Source organism: Micromonospora sp. NPDC049203 (assembly GCF_043197215.1).
Classification (GTDB): Bacteria; Actinomycetota; Actinomycetes; order Mycobacteriales; family Micromonosporaceae; genus Micromonospora.
In genome coordinates, this window is the sequence record NZ_JBICSV010000002.1 from 897,069 (window position 1) to 913,211 (window position 16,143).

A 16,143-nucleotide genomic window follows, 5' to 3' on the forward strand; every position below is an offset into this window, starting at 1 on the left:
GAGGCCGAGGTCAGAGAACCTTGGCCAGGAACGCCTTGGTCCGCTCGTGCTGCGGCGCCGAGATCACCTCGCGCGGGTCGCCCTGCTCGACCACCACCCCGCCGTCCATGAACACGAGGTGGTCGCCCACCTCCCGGGCGAAGCCGATCTCGTGGGTCACCACGATCATCGTCATGCCGTCGCGGGCCAGGTCCTTCATCGTGTCCAGCACCTCGCCCACCAGCTCCGGGTCGAGCGCGCTGGTCGGCTCGTCGAACAGCATCAGCTTCGGCCGCATGGCCAGCGCCCGGGCGATCGCCACCCGCTGCTGCTGGCCGCCGGAGAGCTGACCGGGGTACGCGCCGAGCTTGTCACCCAGCCCCACCCGGTCCAGCAGTTGCGCGGCGTGCTCCCGGGCCTCCGCCTTCTTGGCCTGGCGCAGCAGCACCGGCGCCTCCATGACGTTCTGGAGCACCGTCATGTGCGGGAACAGGTTGAACCGCTGGAACACCATGCCGATGGCCCGGCGCTGCGCGGCCACGTCCTTGTCCCGCATCTCGTACAGCTTGCCGCCGCGCTCCCGGTAGCCGATCAGGTCGCCGTCCACCCAGATCCGGCCGGCGTCGATCTTCTCCAGGTGGTTGATGCAGCGCAGGAACGTCGACTTGCCGGAGCCGGAGGGCCCGAGCAGGCAGCACACCTCACCGGAGCGGACCTCCAGGTCGATGCCCTTGAGCACCTCCAGCGGCCCGAACGACTTGTGCACCTGCTCGGCCCGCACCATCAGCCCGGACTCCGCGGTCGGCGTCTGCGGGGAAACCGTCGCCTCGGTCATGATTCCGCCGTCCCACTCGTGGTGCCGCCGCTCTCGGCGGCCAGACCCCGTAGCCGCTGCCGGGCTCGCCCGCTGCGTCCGACACCCTTGGAGTAGTGGCGCTCCAGGTAGTACTGCCCCACCAGCAGGACGCTGGTGAGGAGCAGGTACCACAACGTCGCGGCGACGTACATCGGGAAGGGCTGGAAGGTCCGGGAACCGACGGCCTTGAGCTGGAAGAACAGCTCCATCGACACCGGCACGAAGGCCACCAGCGAGGTGTCCTTCAGCATCGCGATGGTCTCGTTCCCGGTCGGCGGGATGATCACCCGCATCGCCTGCGGCAGCACGATCCGCCGCAGGATCTGCGCCCGGCTCATGCCCAGCGCCTGAGCCGCCTCGGTCTGCCCCTCGTCCACCGACTGGATGCCTGCCCGGACGATCTCGGCCATGTACGCGGCCTCGGACAGACCCAGCGCCAGCATGCCGGCGACGAAGCCGGTCAGGATGTCGACCGCGCTGAACCCGAACAGCCGGGCCTCGAAGTCGTGCAGGCCGAACAGGGCGCCGATCTGCCTGTCGAACGGCAGACCGAACTCCAGCCGCGCCCAGAGGATGCCGAGGTTGCCGAAGAGGATCGCCAGCACGAGCCGGGGTACCGCGCGGAAGAACCAGGTGTAGACCCAGGACACGCCGCGCAGCACCGGGTTGGGCGACAGCCGCATGATCGCGATGACGACGCCCAGGGCGATGCCGATCACCATCGAGGTGATCAGCAGCAGGATGGTGCCGCGCAGCCCTTCGATGATCGGCGGGCGGAACATCTCGTCCACCATGAACGACCACTGGAACGCGGAGTTCGTGACCAGCATGTGCACGAACATCGCGACCAGCACGGCGATGACCGCCACGCCGACCCAGCGCCCCGGGTGCCGCACGGGCACGGCCTTGATCGGTTCAGGCCGTGCCCGTCCGGATGTGTCGACCGACATGGTCAGACCGACGGGTTCAGTTCAGCGTTGGTGATGGCGCCGCCCTCGACACCCCACTTGCTGAGCGCGGCCTTGTAGCTGCCGTCGGCGATGACCGCCTGCACGGCCTCCTTGAGCACCTCGGCGAACGCCTGCTGGTCCTTGTTCACCGCGTAGCCGTACGGCGCCGACTCGTAGATGTCACCGAGCACCTCAAGCTGGCCGTTGCTCTGCTTCACCGCGTACGCGCCGACCGGGGAGTCGGCCAGCATGGCGTCGTTCTTGCCGCTGCCCACGGCGGCGGTGGCGTCGCTCTGCGCCTGGTACTGGTCGATCTTGATGGCCGGCTTGCCGGCGTCGGTGCACTTCTTCGACCGGGCGGTGATGTCGTCGAGCTGGACGGTGCCGACCTGCACGGCGATCTTCTTGCCGCAGGCGTTCTCCGGGTCGACCCCGGCCGGGTTGCCCTTCTTGGTCGCCCACTGGGTGCCCGCCGAGTAGTAGCTCACCATGTTGACGCTCTTGAGCCGGTCGGGGTTGATGGTGAACGACGAGACGCCGACCTCGTACTTGCCCGAGCCCACACCGGGCAGGATCGCGTCGAACGGTGCCGACTCGTACTCGGCCTTGAGGCCGAGCTTCTGCGCCACCGCGTTAAACAGCTCCACGTCGAAGCCGACCACGGTCTTGCCATCCTGGTCGAGGAACTCGGCCGGGGCGTACGTCGAGTCGGTGCCGACCTTGATCACGCCGTCGGCCTTGATGGCGTCCGGCACCTTCGCGGCCAGGTTGGAGTCGGCCGCGGCGGACACCGACGGGCCGGAGCCCGGCTCGGCCGAGTTCTCCTTCTCGCCGCACGCGGCGAGGGAGAGCAGCAGGACGGCCGCACCGGCGACGCCGAGCGCCGCCCGCCGTCCGGGGTTGGGGTGGAACATGGCTGTACTCCTTATTGCGAGGGGTCGGTCGGTCAGGCCACGCCGAGGTAGGCCTCTTTGACCGAGGGGTCGTGCAGCAGGTCCGCGCCGGAACCGCTCTTGACGATCCGGCCGGTCTCCAGCACGTACGCCCGGTGGGCGCGCGCCAGCGCCTGCTGGGCGTTCTGCTCCACCAGCAGGATGGTGGTGCCCTGCTGGTTGATCTCCGTGATGATCGTGAAGATCTGCTGGATCAGCATCGGCGCGAGACCCATCGACGGCTCGTCGAGGAGCAGCAGCTTCGGCCGGCTCATCAGCGCCCGGCCGACGGCGAGCATCTGCTGCTCGCCGCCGGAGAGCGTGCCGCCGGGCTGCTTGCGCCGCTCGGCCAGGCGCGGGAACAACTCCAGCACCCGGGCCAGGTCCTGCGCGATGCCGGCCTTGTCCCGCCGGGTGTACGCGCCCATGTCCAGGTTCTCCAGCACCGACATGCCGGGGAAGATGCCCCGGCCCTCGGGCGCCTGGCACAGGCCGCGCCGCACCCGCAGGTCGGCCCGCAGCTTGGTGATGTCCTCACCGGCGAACTTGATCGTGCCGGAGGCGACCGGCCGGATGCCGGAGATCGCCCGCATGGTGGTGGACTTTCCGGCGCCGTTCGCGCCGATCAGCGCGACGATCTCCCCCTCGTCCACGGTCAGGCTGATGCCGTGCAGCGCCTGGATCCGCCCGTAGAGCAGGCTCACGTCCTCGATCTCAAGCAGCATCGTCCGGCACCCCCAGGTACGCCGCGACCACCTTCGGGTTGTCCCGCACCTCGGCGGGCAGCCCTTCGGCGATCTTCTTTCCGAACTCCAGGACCACGATCCGGTCGGTCACGCCCATCACCAGGCGCATGTCGTGCTCGATCAGCAGCACCGTCACGCCCTGGTCCCGGATCTGCCGGATGAGCTGGAGCAGCTCCTCCTTCTCCGCCGGGTTGAAGCCGGCGGCCGGCTCGTCCAGGCAGAGCAGCTTCGGGTCGGTGGCCAGCGCGCGGGCGATCTCCAACCGTCGCTGCTCGCCGTAGGACAGGTTGCGGGCGAACTCGTGCCTGCGGTTGCGGATCCCGACGAAGTCCAGCAGGCGCTCGGCCTTCTCCCGGCCCTCGCGCTCCTCCTTCCAGTGCCGCGGCAGGCGCAGCAGTGCGGAGATCACGCTGGTCTTGTGGTGCGCGTCCGCGCCGACCTGGACGTTCTCCAGCGCGGTCATCTCCGGGAAGAGACGGATGTTCTGGAACGTACGGGCCATGCCCATCCGGGTGATCTGGTGGCGCTTCTTGCCACTGATCTTCTCGCCCAGGAACCGGATCTGCCCCTCGGTGGGCTGGTAGATGCCGGTCATCGCGTTGAAGCAGGTGGTCTTGCCGGCGCCGTTCGGGCCGATCAGACCGAGGATCTCCCCCTTGTAGAGGGTGAAGTCCACGTCGTTGAGGGCCACCACGCCGCCGAAGCGCAGCGTGACGTGGTCGACCTCCAGCAACGGCTCCCGCTTGTCGACCGCCTCGACGGCGGGGGCCGCCGCCTGGACGGGAACCTTCGGGTTCTGCTCGGTGTCACTCACCGACGATCACCTCCTTGCGGCGGTCCTTGAACTCCGCCGCTCGTCGCCGGTTCGGGATCAGGCCCTGGGGCCGGAAGATCATCATCACCACGAGCACCAGGCCGAAGAAGAGGAACCGGTACTCGTACAGCTCGATACCGAACAGCTCGATGCCACGGAACCGCTCGATCATGTACGCCACCAGGCCACCGCCGACGATCGCGCCGACGATGTTGCCCGAGCCGCCGAAGATGACAGCGGCCAGGATGATGATCGAGTTGAGCAGCTCGAAGTTCTGCGAGTTGACGAAGTTCTGCTTACCGGCGAACAGCGCGCCGGCCAGGCCGGCGATGGCCGCGCCGGAGGCGAACGCCCACAGCTTGAACTTGAACGTCGGCACGCCCATGAGCTGGGCCGCGTCCTCGTCCTCGCGGATCGAGATCCAGGCCCGGCCGACCCGGCTGTGGGTCAGGTTCCGCACCCCGATCACCACCAGGATGATCAGCGTGAGCACCAGCCAGTAGTACGGGCGGGCGTCGAGCACGCCGAACCACGGCCGGCCGTCGGCGTACTCGCCGGGCGGGTGCGGGATCTGGTTGAAGCCGCGCTGTCCCTTGAGGAACTCGGAGCTGACCGCCGCGATCCGGATCATCTCGGCGAAGCCGAGCGTCACCAGCGCCAGGTAGTCGCCGCGCAGGCGCAGCGTCGGCGTGCCGAGCATGACGCCGGAGACCATGGTCAGGCCGATCGCGATCGGCACCACCGCCAGCCACGGCCACAGCGTCTTGAGGTCGCTGCTCGGCGAGGTCAGCACCGCTACCGTGTACGCGCCGACGGCGAAGAAGCCGAAGTAGCCCAGGTCGAGCAGGCCGGCGAAGCCGACCACGATGTTGAGCCCGACCGCCAGCAGCACGTAGATCGAGACCGTGAACATCACCTGGGTGAAGTTCGCTCCCGGGGTCGGGATCGGCCCGAGGTACTGGTAGAACTCCTTGTTCGGCAGCGCGTAGAAGAACGCGATCACCGCCGCGAGCAGCACCCAGCGCACCCAGCGGGGCGCGTGGTGCCAGCGCTCCGAGATCGCGTGCCGGCCCTGCCGCAGCTTGTCCGCCGCCGTCTCCCGCCGCTCCGGCGGGTCGATGGTGGTCGTCATGCGCGTGCCCTCCCCAGTGATTCGCCGAGCAGACCGGTCGGCCGGAACATCAGCAGCACGACGAGCACCGCGAACGCGGCGAAGTCCTTCCACTGACTGCCGAACAGGCCCGCGGCGTAGTTCTCCACGACGCCGAGCAGCAACCCGCCGACGAGCGCGCCGCGCAGGTTGCCGATACCGCCGAGCACCGCCGCGGTGAACGCCTTGAGGCCCAGCAGGAAGCCGACGCTGTAGGTGAGCGTCTGGATCCGCACGTCGTAGAGCAGGCCCGCGACGCCGGCCATGGTGCCACCGGCGATGAAGACCATCAGGATGATGCGGTCCTTGTTGACGCCCATCAGCGCCGCCGTGTTGGCGTCCTGGGCCACCGCCCGGATGCCGCGGCCGGTACGGCTGCGGTTGATGAACTGGTCCAGCGCGAACATCATCACCAGCGCGGAACCGATCGTGAGCAGCTGCACCGCGTCGATCGGCACCCCGGCGACGTGGAACAGCGGCTCCGAGCTGACCAGGATGGGTGCGCCCTCCGGACGGCGCCGGGTGTAGACGCCGAACGCCTCGGAGATGGCGATCGAGGCGCCGATGGCGGTGATGAGGAACGCCAGCGGCGGCGCGTTGCGCTTACGCAGTGGCCGGTACGCCACCCGTTCGATCACCGTCGCGGTGCCCGCCGAGGCGATGGCCGCCACGATCATCGCCACCAGCAGGTAGAACAGGATCGAGCCGATGCCGCTGACCTGGGAGTTCTGGTCGAGTCCGAAGCCGTTCCAGGTCCAGATCGCGGCGAACGCACCGGCGATGAAGACCTCGGAGTGGGCGAAGTTGATGAGCCTTAGCACGCCGTACACAAGCGTGTAGCCGAGCGCGACCAGGGCGTAGATGGCGCCCTGCGTCAAGCCGGTCGTGGTGAGTTCCCCGAAGTTGGAGAACAGTCCGTCGAAGTCCAAGGGAGGGACGCTCCGTCGCTCAAGAGAAAAAGAGGGTGCGGCCGGGAGCCAGCTCCCGGCCGCACCCGCGATCACTACTCAATCGCCAGTCCAGCGATCGAACGATCAGGACTTGGGGATCTCCTGGTCCGGGACGACCTTGCCGCCCTGCACCTTGAACGCCCAGACCTTGACCTGCGCCGGGTCGAGCTCGCCACCCTCGACGAACTTGTAGCTGGCGGCAACGCCCTCGCCGCTGTAGCCCTTCACGAACTCCAGCAGGCCGGGACGGGTGGTCTTGCCGGCCTTGATGCCCGCCAGCAGGATGCTCGCCGCGTCGTAGGCGGTGTCGCTGTAGGTGCCCGGGTCGGTGCCGTTGAGCGCCTTGTAGTCGGCGATGAAGGTGCCACGCGCCTCGGTGGACGGAGCGCAGGGGCAGGTGAGGATGGTGCCCTCGGCTGCGGCGGCACCGGCGGAGGTGATGTAGGCGCCGTCGTTCACGCCGTCACCGGCGACCAGCGGGGCGGTGACGCCGGCAGCGGTGAGCTGCTTGCGGATCAGGCCGGCCTCCTGGTAGTAGCCGCCGTAGAAGATCGCCTTGACGTTGGCGGCCTTGACCTTGGTGACCACGCCGGAGAACTCGGTCTGCTTGCCCTCGCCCTGGACCTTGTCGCTGCCCACGACCGAGGAGCCGAGAACCTTCTTGACCTCGTCGGCCAGGCCGGCGCCGTACGCGGACTGGTCGTCGATGACGTAGACCCGGTCGGCCTTGATCACGTTCTTGATGTAGTTGCCGGCGCCGGGACCCTGGCTCAGGTCGTTGCCGACCGCGCGGAAGAACGTCTTCCAGCCCTGCTCGGCGAGGCTCGGACGGGTCGCGGAGGGGGTGATGGTGACCAGGCCGGCCTCGTTGAACAGCGGGCCCGCGGCCTCGGACTCGCCCGAGTAGGCCGGGCCCACGACGCCGAGGATCTTGGGGTCGTCGATCGCCTTCTGGGCCAGACCCGGCGCCTGGTCCGGGCTGCCCTGCGAGTCGAGCTCGGCCAGCTCGACCTTGCAGTCCGGGTTCTCCTTGTTGTACTTGTCGACGGCCACCTTGACGCCGTTCTTCTCATTGATGCCCAGCGCGGCCGAGCTACCGGTCAGCGCGCCGAAGAAAGCGATCTTGCTCCCGCAGGCGCTGCCCCCGGAACCCTCATCGTCGCTGCCGCTGGAACAAGCGGTACCGCCGGCGACGAGCGCCAGCATGGCGACCCCGCCGATCACGCGTGCGAGCTTCTGCCTCAAGGCCCGAACCCTCCTCCGTCCATGATCCGAACCACCCGCCGCTGATTGGCCCTTGCGGGGTGGACGAACCAAGACCGTCGTCGCCGGTCTGGGCCGGGACGTTATCCCACCGTGGGCGGTGGCGTAAGACCTGGAAAGCGGGGTTGACCGAACCGTTACACGCGGTGGCGGATTCAAGCCGATCGCCGTAAGAACCGTAGGCGCGGCAAGGCTTTTACCGACTATTCCTTGGTAACGGGCCAACATCACTTCACCCGCTACCGATCGACGGCTGGCAACGCCCCCCACCAGGCACGGGATGATTTCCCGTCGTCGGCGACCACGAGCAGCCCGTCGTCGCGGACGGCCACCGCCAGCGCGGCGTCGCCCCCGTCCGGCACCGGCACCGGCGTGATCACCGGAAGCCACGACGCGCCCCCGTCACGCGACATCCAGAGCCGTCGCTCGGCCCCGTCACCGGTCACCGCGACCAGCCGGCCGGCCGACGCCGCGAGCGCGTCCACCGACGAAACCCCCGGGCCCGGCGTGCCGAACCCGCCGACCCGCCGCCACCCCTGCCCCACACCCGCCGGCCCGGCGGAGCGCGAACCACAGTCGTCGCACGCCCGCCACACCGCGAAGCGGTCCCCCACCGGGCCGAGGACCACCGGCCCGCCGTCGGCCGACGCCACCCGCTCCGCCGCCCCGGCCGCCCCCGCCGGCACCGGCAGGAGCACCCGCCGCCACACCCGGCCGTCCACCGAGGACCACACCAGCGGCGTCCGGGCCGCCCCGCCGGGCGGTAGCAACGACCCCACCACCAGCCAACCCGGCCCCACCGCTGTCACGTCGTACGCCGCCGTCCGGCCCCGGCCGTCACCGGCGAGCTCCGCGACCCCCGCACGCAGGGCGAACCCCTCGGCGTCCGGCGACGTCCACACGGCCGCACCGTCCGCGCGGGCACCGGCGACCAGCCAACCGGCCGGCCCCGCCGCCAGCCGCGACGCGCTCACCGCGCGCGGGCCGCCGAACAACTCGAACGCCGCCGGCACCTCCCGCAACGGCCCGCCCGGGCGCCACACCCACGTTCCGGTACGCGGATTGCCGTGCACGCCACCGGTCTTCGCGCCCAGGGCCGCCATCCCGTCGGCGCGGCACGCCACCGCGTAGAGCACATGCTGCCGGCCGTAGAACGTCTGCCCGCGCACCGGAATCGGCGACCAGGTCACGCCGTCCGGTGAGGACCACGCCGCCGGCCGGGTCTCCCCCGCCGGATCGACCAGCCCGCCCACGACGTACCACCGGCCGGCGCACCGCGCGACGTCGCGCGGCACCGAACGGCCCACGCCACCGGCGGGAAGGACCAGCTCGACCGGCTGCCACAGCGGGCGCACGGGCTCGGGCCCGGGCAGCGGACGCGGGGTGGCGTGGCAGGCCGCCAGGAGCAGCGCGGCGGCGACGAGGACCGGCCGGACGCGCGCGGAAAGCATGGATCCGATCCTATCGATCGGACGCCTCCCGGGGAGGTCAGGAGGCGGGCTGCTCCACCTCGCCGCCGGCGGTCTCGGCGAGGATCCGCTCGGCGACCTCCTTCATGGTCATCCGGTGGTCCATCGCGGTGCGCTGGATCCACTTGAACGCCTGCGGCTCGGTCATGCCGTACGTGGTCATCAGCGCGCCCTTGGCGCGCTCGACGGTCTTGCGGATCTCCAGCCGGTCGGTGAGGCCGGCGACCTCCGACTCCAGGGCGGCGATCTCCGAGTAGCGGGACAGCGCGATCTCCACCGCCGGCACCAGGTCGCTCTTCTGGAACGGCTTGACCAGGTACGCCATCGCGCCCGCCGCCCGTGCCCGCTCCACCAGGTCACGCTGGCTGAACGCGGTCAGGATGATGACCGGGGCGATGCGCGCGCCGGCGATCCGCTCGGCGGCGGCCAGCCCGTCCATGATCGGCATCTTGATGTCGAGGATGACCAGGTCGGGCTTGAGTTCCTCGGCGAGCTTGACGGCGGTCTCGCCGTCGCCGGCCTCGCCGACCACCTCGTAGCCCTCTTCGACGAGCATCTCGGCCAGGTCCAGCCGGATGAGCGCCTCGTCCTCGGCGATCAGAACGCGCTTGCGCTCGGCGTCCGCCTGCATCTCGCCCACGAGCCACTCCCACCATCGATCCCGGCACGGTCACCACCCATGCTCCCGCATGAGCCTAGTCGGGTACAGTTACCGCACCCCGCCGGGATGGTGGAACGGCATACACGGAAGTCTCAAACACTTCTGCCCGAAAGGGCTTGCGGGTTCGAATCCCGCTCCCGGCACTCTTGTCATACAGGTGTTCGAGGATGTTGCCGTGCATCCTCCCGAAATGCGGGCACGAGCCCGCGCCCTTCGCGCCCAGGGTCACAACATCCGTTCGGTGGCCCGCAGCCTCTCCCTGCCCTACACCACGGTCTGGCACTGGTGCGTCGACCGACCAGAGCCGGCGATCTTCGGAAGCGCCGTCCGCTGCTTCCGGTGCCGCCCCAATCCGGACGCTCCACCCGACCATGCCTCCTACGCCTACCTGCTCGGGCTCTATCTTGGTGACGGACACCTGGTCACCACGGACCGGACGCCGGTGCTCCGCATCTACTGTGCCGACGCCTGGCCGAGCCTGATCGAGAAGTGCGACGCAGCGATGCGGGCGGTGTTGGCCAACAAGGTGCAGCGCATCCAGAAGCGCGGCTGTGTCGCCATACAGAGCACAGCACTCCATTGGCCGTGCCTGTTCCCCCAGCACGGACCGGGCAAGAAACACGAGCGCCCGATCGTCCTGGCCGCCTGGCAGCGGAGCATCGTCGAGGCCCACCCGGGCGACTTCCTGCGGGGACTCTTCCACTCCGACGGCTGCCGCTTCACCAACCGGGTCGTCGTTCGCGGGAAGCAGTACGTCTATCCCCGCTACATGTTCTCCAACCGCTCCACCGACATCATGGCGCTGTGCCAGTGGTCCCTCGACCTGCTCGGCATCGCGTGGCGGATGAATCTGCCGTGGTCCCTGTCAGTCGCCCGCCGGGAGGCGGTCGCCGCCCTCGACCGGCACGTGGGCCCGAAGTCGTGACCGGACGACACCGCGGACGCGCCCTGCCGGGCGACGTCAGATCCGCGACAGTGCCCGCGCGAGGTCCGCCCGCAGGTCCTCCGGGTCCTCCAGGCCCACCGAGACGCGCAGCAGCCCGCCGCAGGGCTTCGCGTCGCCCTCGACCGGCCGGTGGGTGAGCGAGGCCGGGTGCTGGATCAGCGTGTCGACGCCGCCGAGCGACACCGCGTGGGTGATCAGCTCGCAGGCGCCGGCGACCTCGGCCGCGGCGGGAGCACCGCCGCGTACCTCGAAGGCGAGCAGGCTGCCGGTGCCGGACATCTGCCGGCCGACCAGCCCGGCCGGGTCGTGCAGCGACGGGTGGTGGACGCGCTCGACGGCGGGGTGCCCGGCGAGCCAGGCGGCGAGCTTCTCCGCGCCGGCCTGCTGTGCGCGGACGCGCAGCGGGAGGGTCTGGATACCGCGGTGCAGCAGGTACGCGCCGAGCGGGTGCAGGACGGCACCGGTGACGGCGCGGACCTGGCGCAGCCGGGCGGCCCACTCCGGTGCGCAGGCGACGACGCCGGCGAGGACGTCGCCGTGGCCGCCGATGCTCTTGGTGGCGCTGTGCAGCACGAGCGCGGCGCCGTGGCGGGCGGGCTGTTGGAGCACCGGGGTGGCGACGGTGTTGTCGACGAGCAGCGGGACGTCACCGGCGGCGGCGGCGAGCGCGGCGATGTCGACCAGGTCGAGGCTGGGGTTCGCCGGGGTCTCGACCACGACCACTGCGGTGTCGGGCCGGATCGCGGCGGCCACGTCGGCGGTGGTGGCCCAGGTGACCTCCGTGCCGAGCAGGCCGGTGGCGAGGACGTGGTCGGTGCCGCCGTAGAGGGGGCGGACGGCGACGACGTGCCGCTTGCCGTCGCGGGTGGCGGCGAGCAGGGTGGCGGTGAGCGCGGCCATGCCGCTGGCGAACGCGACCGCCTCGGCGGTGCCTTCGAGCTGGGCGAGCGCGGTCTCGAACCGGGCCACAGTGGGGTTCCAGAGGCGCTGGTAGACGGCGCTGCCGCCGGCCGGGAGGGTGCCGCCGGTGGCGAGTGTCTCGTAGTCGTCGCCGCCGCCCGCGACCGAGGGCAGCGGGTTGGTGGTGGACAGGTCGATCGGCGGGACGTGGACGCCGAGCCCGGCGAGGTCGGCGCGCCCGGCGTGTACGGCTGCGGTGTCCACGGAAGTCATGCCGGAAGCGTCGAACATGACGACGGCACAAGGCAATACCAGCGAAGAAGATTCTGACGATCACGCTTTCGCCCGGGAGTGATTCGGTGAAGGATGGTCACATGCCTGCCGCACCGAATGATCTACGGCCGTTCGCCGGCCTGGACGACACCGACCGCGCGATCCTCACCGAGCTGGCGGCCGACGGCCGGCTGCCGAACAACGCGCTGGCCGAGCGGGTGGGGGTGGCGCCGTCGACGTGCCTGACCCGCACCCGGGCGCTGCGCGAGTGCGGGGCGATCCGCGGGTTCCACGCGGAGGTGGACCCGGCTGCGGTGGGCCTGCCGTTGCAGGCGCTGGTCTCGGTGCGGCTGACCGCGCACGAGCGGGCCGCCGTGGACGCGTTCCGGGCCCGTTCGGTACGGCTGCCGGGGGTGGTGTCGGTGTTCCACGTGGCCGGCGCGGACGACTACGTGCTGCACGTACGGGCGGCCTCCGGGGACGCCCTGCGGGACTTCGTCCTCGATCATCTCGCAGTCGACCCGGCGGTGCAGCACACGCAGACCAGCCTGATCTTCGAGCAGGCCCGGGGTATGGGGTAGCGCACCCGGCGGAACAATTCCGGCACGTGGCCTGTTGCACCACGCTGTGATCGACGTACCCATGTCTGTTCTTGATCTTGCCCCGGTGGCGGCGACCGGCAGTGCCGGTGAGGCGCTGCGGCACACCACGGAGCTGGCCCGCCGCACCGAGGAGCTGGGCTACCGCCGGTTCTGGGTGGCCGAGCACCACAACATGCCCGCCATCGCCAGCTCCGCGCCGGCCGTGCTGCTGGCGCACCTGGCGGCGAACACCAGCACGATCCGGCTCGGCTCGGGCGGGGTGATGCTGCCCAACCACGCGCCGCTGGTGGTGGCCGAGCAGTTCGGCACCCTGGAGGCGCTGCATCCGGGCCGGATCGACCTGGGCATCGGCCGCGCCCCGGGCACCGACCAGGTGACCGCGCTGGCGCTGCGCCGCACCATGGAGGGCCTGTCCGCCGAGCACTTCCCGCGTGAGCTGGCCGACCTGATGAACTACTTCTCCGGCGCCGAGCCCGGCCCGATCACCGCGACGCCGGGGCGGGGCCAGTCGCCGCAGGTGTGGCTGCTCGGGTCCAGTGGCTTCAGCGCGCAGCTGGCCGGCCTGCTCGGGTTGCCGTTCTCGTTCGCGCACCACTTCAGCTCGCAGAACACGATCCCCGCGTTGCGGCTCTACCGGCAGCACTTCCGGCCGTCGCAGTGGCTGGACCGGCCGTACGCGATGGTGGCGGTGAACGCGGTCTGCGCCGAGACCGACGAGCGGGCCGAGTGGCTGGCCGGACCGGCCGGGCTGTCGTTCCTGAAGCTGCGGTCGGGGCGGCCGGAACCGCTGGTCACGCCGGAGGAGGCGGCGGCGTACCCGTACTCGGAGTTCGAGCGGGAGTTCGTCGCCCAGCGCCGCGACGGCCAGGCGACCGGCTCGCCGGAGACGGTGGCCCGGCAGCTCGGTGAGTTGCTGGAGCGCACCGGCGCGGACGAGCTGATGCTCACCACGATGGTGTACGACGTGGCCGACCGGATCCGCTCGTTCGAGCTGATCGCCGAGAAGGTGGCCGGCGGGCTGCGCCGGGACGCCTGAAACACGCTCTTCATAGCCACGTCACCGCACCGTCGCGTGGGACGCATAACTTTGTCCCCGGTGGTGGTACGGCATTCCCGGTCGGGACGGGTCGGGAATGCTGCGGTGTGGTGCACCGGGTCGCCGGCGGAGCGGATTCCGCGGCCGGCGACCCGGTGCCTGCCGTTTCAGCGCAGGTAGATGTTCGGGGCGGGCGGTGTGCTCATGCCGTCGCCCAGCTGGAAGCCCGGGTGCGGCGGCTGGTTGTAGGCGGTGTTCTGCCAGGCCACTGCCACGCGGTACTGCGGGTCGTGCATCAGCGTGGGCAGGCGCAGGCCGGTGGTGACGGGCGTGCTGTAGATCCGCAGCGCGGTGCTGTCGGAGGTGCGCCAGACCACCTCCTCGCGCCAGTCACCGAGCAGGTCGGCCGAGAGCGCCGGGGTGGACTTGGTGCCGTTGTTCGAGGCGACGCCGCTGCCGGTGAGCAGCCGGGTCTCCCCGCCGGTGCCGTACTTGTCGATCTTCGTGGCGTCGAGCAGCTCGCGGACCGGGTCGCCGTCCCACCAGATCAGGAAGTTCGCCGACGACGGCTTACGCCCGACGTTCTGCCCCCTGGTGTTCAGTAGCCCGTCGACAGCCGACGACCAGGACTCCGCACCCGGGCTGCCCGCCCAGATGTCGCCGGAGACGCCGCGGCCGTTGTCGCCGTTCGGTGCGGTCTGCCAGATGATCTGCCCGGTCCGCGCGTCGGCCATCCAGGAGCTGGGCTTGCTGCCGTCCTCGTCGACCTTGAACACCTCCAGGCCCGCGCGGGCCGGGTCGAGGTCGCCGACGTGCAGCGCGTCGCCGTGGCCGTTGCCGGTGGAGTAGAGCAGCCGGCCGTTGTCGTCGATGGTGGCGGCGCCGTACACGATCTCCTGGCGGCCGTCGTTGTCCACGTCGGCCACGGAGAGCTGGTGGTTGCCCTGCCCGGCGGCGGCGCCGTTGCCGGAGGCGTTCGAGTCGAACGTCCAGCGCTTGCGCAGCGTGCCGTCGCGGAAGTCCCAGGCCGCGATGACGGCCCGGGTGTAGTAGCCGCGCGCCATGATCAGCGAGGGACGCTGCCCGTCCAGGTACGCGGTGCCGGCGAGGAACCGGTCGACCCGGTTGCCGTACGAGTCGCCCCAGGACGAGACGGTGCCGCGCGGCGGGTCGTAGTCGACTGTGGACAGCGCCGCGCCGGTGCGGCCGTCGAACATCGTCAGGTACTCCGGGCCGGCGAGCACGTAACCGCTGGAGTTGCGGTAATCGGCCGAGCCGTTGCCGATCACCTGGCCGGTGCCGGAGCGGGTGCCGTCGGCGGTCTTCATGGCCACCTCGGCGTCCCCGTCGCCGTCGTAGTCGTACACCTGGAACTGGGTGTAGTGGGCGCCGGCGCGGATGTTGCGGCCCAGGTCGACGCGCCACAGCCGAGTGCCGGTGAGCGTGTACGCGTCGACGTAGACGTTGCCGGTGTAGCCGGACTGCGAGTTGTCCTTGGCGTTCGACGGGTCCCACTTGAGCACGAACTCGTAGCGGCCGTCACCGTCGAGGTCGCCAACGCTCGCGTCGTTCGCCGAGTAGCTGTAGCCCTCCCCGGCCGGGGTGGTGCCACCGGGCGGCGGCTGGATCGGCACGTCCAGGTAACCGTTGGCGAACTGGAGCGCCGGGGCGGACGCCGCCTGCTCGGCGCCGTTCACCACGGCCCGCACGGTGTACGCCGAGCCGGCCGCCGCGCCGCTGTCCAGGTACGTGGTGGCGCCGGTGATCGGGCTTCCGTTGACCTTGGTGCCGCCCCGGTAGAGGTTGAACGAAACCCCTGTGATCTCGGTGCCGAGCAGCCGCCAGGAGACCAGGTTCCCGTTTCCGGAGCGGACGCTGACCAGCCCTCGGTCGAGGTCCTCCATCTGCTTCGCCCCGGCCGGCGGGGTGGTCGGCGGGGGTGTGGTGGGTGGCGGCGTGGTCGGCGGCGGGGTGGTGGGTGGTGGCGTGGTCGGCGGTGGCGTGGTGGACGGCGCGCCGGTGCAGGCGGTGCCGTTGAGCGTGAACGCGGCCGGGACCGGATTCGACGCGTTGTTCCACGAGCCGTTGAAGCCGAAGTTGGCGGCGCCGCCGGTGCCGAGGGCCGCGTTGTAGCCGGCGTCGCGGGCGCTCACCTGCGTGCCGGACTGGCTGACCGTCGCGTTCCACGCCTGGACGACCTGCTGGCCGGCGGCGAAGCTCCAGCCGAGGGTCCAGCCGTTGACCGGGTCGCCGAGGTTGGTGACTGTCACGTCGGCGCCGAAGCCGCCGCTCCACTGGTTGGTGATCCGGTAGTCGACCCGGCAGGCGACGGCCGCCGCGGCGGCCGTCATCGTGGTGAGCGCGCCCGCCGACAGGGTGACCGCAGAGGCCGCGGCGAGCAGCGCAAGCCGGTGGCGTGGGGTGGTGAGGTGCACGGGAAATGCCTTTCGCGGAGGTCAGGCACGCGGCGACGCCGGTCTGCCCGGACCGGCGGATACGTGCCCTGACGCGAGGGGCGACGCCAACACATCGACGTCGGTGATTAGGCTCCGCGCCCCGTCAGCCTAGGTCACCGCCGGACACCCCCACAAGCGCCGCCCCTCGCCGGGCCCACCG

Annotated in this window: 15 protein-coding genes and 1 tRNA gene; 4 read left to right on the forward strand and 12 right to left on the reverse strand. The window is 70.7% G+C overall.

Annotation, left to right across the window (positions count from 1 at the left end; genetic code table 11):
* Nucleotides 1-10: 10 nt before the first annotated feature.
* From ACGFIA_RS08460 to ACGFIA_RS08505, 10 genes are all read right to left on the reverse strand, one after another.
* Nucleotides 11-814 carry an amino acid ABC transporter ATP-binding protein gene (locus tag ACGFIA_RS08460; RefSeq protein ID WP_357380944.1) on the reverse strand — a complete coding sequence of 268 codons (804 nt, stop codon included), beginning with the start codon at nucleotides 812-814 and terminating at the stop codon, nucleotides 11-13.
* Nucleotides 811-1,785 (reverse strand): amino acid ABC transporter permease, encoded by a 975-nt coding sequence (locus ACGFIA_RS08465; protein WP_393259235.1) that lies wholly within the window; start codon nucleotides 1,783-1,785, stop codon nucleotides 811-813. The genes ACGFIA_RS08460 and ACGFIA_RS08465 overlap by 4 nt, the downstream gene beginning before the upstream one ends.
* Before the next feature lie 2 nt (nucleotides 1,786-1,787).
* A complete protein-coding gene (locus ACGFIA_RS08470; protein ID WP_393259237.1) occupies nucleotides 1,788-2,699 on the reverse strand; it encodes an ABC transporter substrate-binding protein in 912 nt (303 codons plus the stop codon).
* Between the two features lie 32 nt (nucleotides 2,700-2,731).
* Nucleotides 2,732-3,442 carry an ABC transporter ATP-binding protein gene (locus ACGFIA_RS08475; protein ID WP_393259239.1) on the reverse strand — a complete coding sequence of 237 codons (711 nt, stop codon included), beginning with the start codon at nucleotides 3,440-3,442 and terminating at the stop codon, nucleotides 2,732-2,734.
* A complete protein-coding gene (locus ACGFIA_RS08480) occupies nucleotides 3,432-4,277 on the reverse strand; it encodes an ABC transporter ATP-binding protein (protein WP_393259241.1) in 846 nt (281 codons plus the stop codon). Before ACGFIA_RS08480 ends, ACGFIA_RS08475 begins: the two co-directional genes overlap by 11 nt.
* On the reverse strand, nucleotides 4,270-5,409 hold the full coding sequence (locus ACGFIA_RS08485) for a branched-chain amino acid ABC transporter permease (RefSeq protein WP_357380938.1): 1,140 nt from the start codon (nucleotides 5,407-5,409) through the stop codon (nucleotides 4,270-4,272). The genes ACGFIA_RS08480 and ACGFIA_RS08485 overlap by 8 nt, the downstream gene beginning before the upstream one ends.
* Nucleotides 5,406-6,356 carry a branched-chain amino acid ABC transporter permease gene (locus ACGFIA_RS08490; RefSeq protein ID WP_135241219.1) on the reverse strand — a complete coding sequence of 317 codons (951 nt, stop codon included), beginning with the start codon at nucleotides 6,354-6,356 and terminating at the stop codon, nucleotides 5,406-5,408. The genes ACGFIA_RS08485 and ACGFIA_RS08490 overlap by 4 nt, the downstream gene beginning before the upstream one ends.
* A gap of 105 nt (nucleotides 6,357-6,461) precedes the next feature.
* Nucleotides 6,462-7,622: a branched-chain amino acid ABC transporter substrate-binding protein gene (locus tag ACGFIA_RS08495; protein WP_357380935.1), complete on the reverse strand. Its 1,161-nt coding sequence runs from the start codon at nucleotides 7,620-7,622 to the stop codon at nucleotides 6,462-6,464.
* Between the two features lie 257 nt (nucleotides 7,623-7,879).
* A complete protein-coding gene (locus tag ACGFIA_RS08500; protein WP_357469440.1) occupies nucleotides 7,880-9,091 on the reverse strand; it encodes a hypothetical protein in 1,212 nt (403 codons plus the stop codon).
* 37 nt (nucleotides 9,092-9,128) lie between these two features.
* A complete protein-coding gene (locus ACGFIA_RS08505) occupies nucleotides 9,129-9,749 on the reverse strand; it encodes an ANTAR domain-containing response regulator (protein WP_013287522.1) in 621 nt (206 codons plus the stop codon).
* A gap of 81 nt (nucleotides 9,750-9,830) precedes the next feature.
* Between ACGFIA_RS08505 and ACGFIA_RS08510 the strand changes: the two genes are divergently transcribed.
* A tRNA-Leu gene (locus ACGFIA_RS08510) sits at nucleotides 9,831-9,913 on the forward strand.
* A gap of 98 nt (nucleotides 9,914-10,011) precedes the next feature.
* Nucleotides 10,012-10,695: a transcriptional regulator gene (locus tag ACGFIA_RS08515; protein ID WP_357380931.1), complete on the forward strand. Its 684-nt coding sequence runs from the start codon at nucleotides 10,012-10,014 to the stop codon at nucleotides 10,693-10,695.
* A 36-nt stretch (nucleotides 10,696-10,731) separates the two neighbouring features.
* Here the strand turns inward: ACGFIA_RS08515 and ACGFIA_RS08520 are convergent, their stop codons facing one another.
* The gene (locus tag ACGFIA_RS08520) at nucleotides 10,732-11,907 is read right to left on the reverse strand and encodes a PLP-dependent aspartate aminotransferase family protein (RefSeq protein WP_357380929.1); all 1,176 of its coding nucleotides are present in this window, start codon (nucleotides 11,905-11,907) and stop codon (nucleotides 10,732-10,734) included.
* A gap of 83 nt (nucleotides 11,908-11,990) precedes the next feature.
* On the opposite strand from ACGFIA_RS08520, the gene ACGFIA_RS08525 reads away from it, so the two are divergent.
* Complete coding sequence (locus ACGFIA_RS08525) at nucleotides 11,991-12,470, forward strand: Lrp/AsnC family transcriptional regulator (RefSeq protein ID WP_357380927.1); 480 nt, start codon at nucleotides 11,991-11,993, stop codon at nucleotides 12,468-12,470.
* Between the two features lie 61 nt (nucleotides 12,471-12,531).
* Nucleotides 12,532-13,527 (forward strand): LLM class flavin-dependent oxidoreductase, encoded by a 996-nt coding sequence (locus ACGFIA_RS08530; protein ID WP_357469443.1) that lies wholly within the window; start codon nucleotides 12,532-12,534, stop codon nucleotides 13,525-13,527.
* A 167-nt stretch (nucleotides 13,528-13,694) separates the two neighbouring features.
* On the opposite strand, the gene ACGFIA_RS08535 is transcribed toward ACGFIA_RS08530, so the two are convergent.
* A complete protein-coding gene (locus tag ACGFIA_RS08535; protein ID WP_357469447.1) occupies nucleotides 13,695-15,962 on the reverse strand; it encodes a cellulose binding domain-containing protein in 2,268 nt (755 codons plus the stop codon).
* Nucleotides 15,963-16,143: the final 181 nt, after the last annotated feature.

What these genes read in the sequence shown, in the direction of transcription:
- ACGFIA_RS08460 (WP_357380944.1), bottom strand. Translation starts at nt 814, where the DNA reads ATGACCGAGGCGACGGTTTCCCCGCAGACGCCGACCGCGGAGTCCGGG.
- ACGFIA_RS08465 (WP_393259235.1), bottom strand. Translation starts at nt 1,785, where the DNA reads ATGTCGGTCGACACATCCGGACGGGCACGGCCTGAACCGATCAAGGCC.
- ACGFIA_RS08470 (WP_393259237.1), bottom strand. Translation starts at nt 2,699, where the DNA reads ATGTTCCACCCCAACCCCGGACGGCGGGCGGCGCTCGGCGTCGCCGGT.
- ACGFIA_RS08475 (WP_393259239.1), bottom strand. Translation starts at nt 3,442, where the DNA reads ATGCTGCTTGAGATCGAGGACGTGAGCCTGCTCTACGGGCGGATCCAG.
- ACGFIA_RS08485 (WP_357380938.1), bottom strand. Translation starts at nt 5,409, where the DNA reads ATGACGACCACCATCGACCCGCCGGAGCGGCGGGAGACGGCGGCGGAC.
- ACGFIA_RS08500 (WP_357469440.1), bottom strand. Translation starts at nt 9,091, where the DNA reads ATGCTTTCCGCGCGCGTCCGGCCGGTCCTCGTCGCCGCCGCGCTGCTC.
- ACGFIA_RS08520 (WP_357380929.1), bottom strand. Translation starts at nt 11,907, where the DNA reads ATGTTCGACGCTTCCGGCATGACTTCCGTGGACACCGCAGCCGTACAC.
- ACGFIA_RS08525 (WP_357380927.1), top strand. Translation starts at nt 11,991, where the DNA reads ATGCCTGCCGCACCGAATGATCTACGGCCGTTCGCCGGCCTGGACGAC.
- ACGFIA_RS08530 (WP_357469443.1), top strand. Translation starts at nt 12,532, where the DNA reads ATGTCTGTTCTTGATCTTGCCCCGGTGGCGGCGACCGGCAGTGCCGGT.